Source organism: Succinivibrio sp. (genome assembly GCF_045124615.1).
Taxonomy (GTDB): Bacteria; Pseudomonadota; Gammaproteobacteria; order Enterobacterales; family Succinivibrionaceae; genus Succinivibrio; species Succinivibrio faecicola.
On the sequence record NZ_JBGVMC010000005.1, the window covers coordinates 1 to 4,019 of the forward strand.

The following is a 4,019-nucleotide window of genomic DNA, read 5'->3' on the forward strand; positions in this document are numbered from 1 at the left end:
CAGACATTGAATCATTACAAAGAACAATTATTCCTTTAGAAAATCTATTTTTATCCTCAGCAATTGTTTCAATAATTGATTTAGCTTTTTCTTTTTCTAATGAAGTTAAATCCACAATTATTTTTTGATGAGTTTCGTTAAGAACCTTTTGGTTATTTATTATTCTCTCAAGGTCATCAAGAATATTTAATTCATCAATAGCTACAACATTGAAATTGTCTGTATTGTGAAGTAAAGAACTATTAAGTGTTTTAGAAAGGATCATGCTTAAATATCTGCACTGATAGTTCTTTGCTAAATATAGAATCTTTGCAGAACGGTTTTTTATTATATCCGCTACAAGATATCGCAAAGTCTGAGAGTTTCCTGTAAAAGCGTACAGTTCATCTGAAATATCTAATCTGTTTATTTCTGCATTATTTGTAATAAATACAGGTGCAGAATATGGATAATCAAGTTTTTCTTGATTTGATCTTTCAATTTTTTCGATGTTATCAATTCTTGCTTTGAGTGATTGGGAATCATGCAGTAGAGCATCATTGATATCTTTGAATGGAGCAGATAAGTTGATAATTTTACAATCTTTATCCAGCTCACAAAGGCTTTTATACAGATTATTTGCACATTCAAAGCCTACTTCATCATTATCAGGACAAATATAAAATATATGATTTTCATTGCATTCACAAATAGCTTTGATTGCTGGCTTTATATTTCCAGCACCACCTAATGCGATTGCTCTGTATCCTAAAGTTTCTATACTTAAGGCGTCAAATTCACCTTCAGTAATAAAGATTGGTCCTTCCTGTTCTAAAGCAACCTTGTTAAATAAAGGTACCTCGCCTTTTTTTACATAGCGATCATTCTTTTCTTTGCTGTCAGTGTTTCTTGCACAGAATCCATGCATGCCATAAGGGATAATTGCAGCAGTTTCAATTTTATGTGAATTATTCTGTTCAAAGTTAAGGTTGAATCGATCATCATATCCAAGTCTGAACCTACGGATGACGCTGTCTGATAAGCCTCTTTTTTTGAAATAATCTGTATTAATGACGTTTTGAGTGCATTCTGTTAGGTAATCAACGTAATTATATTTTTCTAAATCATCAGGGATGAATGATAATGAAGAATCAGAGTTTGATTCCATCTGTTCTGTTGTGTTTTTGAATGTCTCAAAAGTGAAATTAGTAAAATTATCTTCATCACTTATAGGATTCTGTATTTCATCAAATTTGAAATCTATTCCCATATAGTCTTTACTACTATCATTTGAGCTTTTTGAGAATGGATCTTCATCTTGATTAAATCTGTTGTTTTCACCAAATTTAGGAGTAACAAATGAAGATGGACTGATTGAGTTTAGATCAGAATATTTGTTATTAGTGGAAAAGTTATCTTCTATTTCAAAAAATGGAGGAGAAAAGTCCCCCTGACTTGAGGAGTCTTTATCATCAGCTCCATTCTTCAGATAATCAATTAGGCCTATAGATAGCTTGCCTAAAAACATTTCATGGGCTTTTATAAATTGATGAGCGAAGTCAGAAATGTTGTAGTCTATACCAATGAGATCGAAAATAGAGTACTTAGCATTACAGTGAACACATTTTACTTTATGTTCAATACTGTCATAGCTCATGCTTGGAAAAGAACCATCATCCTCAGGATTTAAGCACCTAAAGTTAGTGATAGGATTGATTCCTCTCTTTTTTAAATATTCAGGAAGTTTTTCTTCTAGTTCCTGCTTTATTTTCTCAAACTCATTCTCTCTCATTGTTTGTTCCTACTATTTTGTAAGTTTTGCAATCATCCATGACGAAAGAAGTAATCCAGCAGATGCGGTTACACTCATTGAAGCACCGAATGTTGGAAGATCGCCACTTAGATAATCATCTTTTGAAGAATATCTAGGTGTTTCATTAGAGTATGTACACATTATATTAAATTTTTTAGCTGTTCTGCTAAAACCGTATTCTCGTCTGAGTTTTGTTCTTAATTTACTGATAAGTGCATCTCCGTTTGCAGTTACAACATCACCAAGCTTAAGTTTGGTAGGATCGATTCTGCCTCCTGCACCACCAGATACAATAAAGTTTGCTTTTTTATTGTACAGATAGTTTACAACATAAGCCTTAGCATCAATATCGTCAATGCATTCACATACATTATCAGAACGTGATTCCATTATTGAGTCGATGTTTTCTTTTGTAAGCTTTTCTCTTATAACTTCAATTTTTAGATCTGGGTTGATTAAAAGTAATCTTTTTGCAAGTTCGTCTGCTTTGTAACTACCAACGGTTGTTGTCATTGTATGTAATTGTCTGTTTGAATTTGTTATTTCAATAACATCGTTATCAATCAGTGTTAATGAGCCAACGGCAGAACGGCATAAAGCTTCGGTACACCAAGAACCTATTCCTCCAACGCCAATGACTGTTACATGAGATCTTTGAAGCTTCTCAAAACCATCATTTCCGAAAAGTGCGCGAATGCCTCTAAATGCTAATTTACTATCAAAATTCATAATTTTTTTCCTAAAAAAATATTACTTCATTTTATTATGCTTTATTGAATTATTAAATGATCTTGCATATAATAGTGACCACAATTTCGATTGTGGTTCGTTTAATGATCCCGTAGCTCAGCTGGACAGAGTATCGGTTTCCGAAGCCGGTGGTCATGAGTTCGAATCTCATCGGGATCAAAATAGTGTGCGAAAGTGGCGAAATTGGTAGACGCGCAAGCTTCAGGTGTTTGTACCGCAAGGCGTGTGGGTTCGAGTCCCATCTTTCGCACCATATCCTATCTTATCATCTTATTTCTCTTTGTATTATTTTATATCTTTCAGTTTCTTTGAAGCTCATCGGCACTACAGGTATTTAAAAACTGTATTTTTTTATGCAATATTTCTGTAGTGTTTTTTATAGATTTGTGTGCACAAAATTAAATGAAGAAAATAACCGAAATTAAAAATCTTCAAGGAATTTTGCACAAAATACTGAATGATTTTAATAGTTGCAATTAAAGAATGATTCTTGCAGTAATAAGCAAAGAGCTTTGAAGAGTGAAAAAACATTCTTTTTTCTCGTATAATCAGTCTGTACAAAATACTTCATATACTCACAATACTGAATGATATTTAGCAAAAGGAAGACAATGGATAAGCATGATACAACCCCATTAAAGAACCTTAATTTATTAAATCCATGGCATCTAATTGCGGTAGGCTTTGGTTCTGGTCTTATCCCAAAAGCACCAGGAACTTTTGGATCACTAGCTGCAATCCCTTTATGTGTGGCATTGATTTATGCTCCTTTATATCTACAGCTTATTGTTGTTCTTGCTGTGTTTATCTTAGGTACAATCGCATCATCTAAAACAGAAAAAGCAATGGGAATGCATGATAACAGCTCCATTGTAATTGACGAATTTGCAGGAATGTTTATTTCTGTTATAGCATTCCCAAAAGAATGGTATTTATGCCTCTTAGCATTTGTTCTTTTTAGAATATTCGACATTATAAAGCCTTGGCCTATTTCTCTTGCTGATAGAAAAATTGGTGGTGGATTAGGTGTTATGGTTGATGATGTTCTTGCTGGAATAGCATCACTTGCCTGTGCTCACATATTTTTTTACTTTTTTCTATAAATAATCTCTTCTTAGACGTGAATTTTTGATATCAGACAAAAAAATATTGCGGTTCCATACTATATTTGAAAGGAATCCGTGTATTTTTTTTGTTCCAAATCGGAATAACCTTAATTGGAAGATATCAAAATATATGAATTTAAGATCTGTAAGTCGACTCCACTCTTATGAAAAACAAGGCAAGGTTTATGCACTTGTTTTTGTTGGTATTTTTTTAAGTTTTATATTATCAACAGCTGTATCTGTATATACCGTTAAGCAAATGACTGAAAGGGGGATACAAGAGTCAAACCGTGTTATTTCACAGGTAATTAAGGATCATTTAAAGGAATCTATTATTAAGCCTCTGATTAATTCGCACAGCATGGCAAAAG

The 4,019-nt window shown here is 32.9% G+C and carries 4 protein-coding genes and 2 tRNA genes; 4 read left to right on the plus strand and 2 right to left on the minus strand.

Going from position 1 to position 4,019, the window contains the following annotated elements; translation table 11 throughout:
* Window positions 1–1,771, minus strand: a 1,771-nt coding sequence (locus ACJML3_RS00070; RefSeq protein WP_406019584.1) for a toprim domain-containing protein, incomplete at its 3' end; no start/stop codon positions are given.
* 12 nt (window positions 1,772–1,783) lie between these two features.
* On the minus strand, window positions 1,784–2,521 hold the full coding sequence (locus ACJML3_RS00075) for a ThiF family adenylyltransferase (RefSeq protein ID WP_406019585.1): 738 nt from the start codon (window positions 2,519–2,521) through the stop codon (window positions 1,784–1,786).
* Window positions 2,522–2,627: 106 nt separating this feature from the next.
* On the opposite strand from ACJML3_RS00075, the gene ACJML3_RS00080 reads away from it, so the two are divergent.
* The 4 genes from ACJML3_RS00080 to ACJML3_RS00095 all read left to right on the plus strand — a co-directional run.
* A tRNA-Arg gene (locus ACJML3_RS00080) sits at window positions 2,628–2,701 on the plus strand.
* Window positions 2,702–2,710: 9 nt separating this feature from the next.
* Window positions 2,711–2,795 (plus strand) — tRNA-Leu (locus tag ACJML3_RS00085).
* A gap of 358 nt (window positions 2,796–3,153) precedes the next feature.
* Window positions 3,154–3,645, plus strand: coding sequence for a phosphatidylglycerophosphatase A (locus ACJML3_RS00090; protein WP_406019586.1), 492 nt, complete (start codon window positions 3,154–3,156; stop codon window positions 3,643–3,645).
* 133 nt (window positions 3,646–3,778) lie between these two features.
* Window positions 3,779–4,019 (plus strand): hypothetical protein (locus tag ACJML3_RS00095; protein WP_406019587.1); only part of this gene is annotated, 241 nt, incomplete at its 3' end.

Coding starts and splice junctions, on each gene's coding strand:
- ACJML3_RS00090 (WP_406019586.1), top strand. CDS start 3,154: ATGGATAAGCATGATACAACCCCATTAAAGAACCTTAATTTATTAAAT.
- ACJML3_RS00075 (WP_406019585.1), bottom strand. CDS start 2,521: ATGAATTTTGATAGTAAATTAGCATTTAGAGGCATTCGCGCACTTTTC.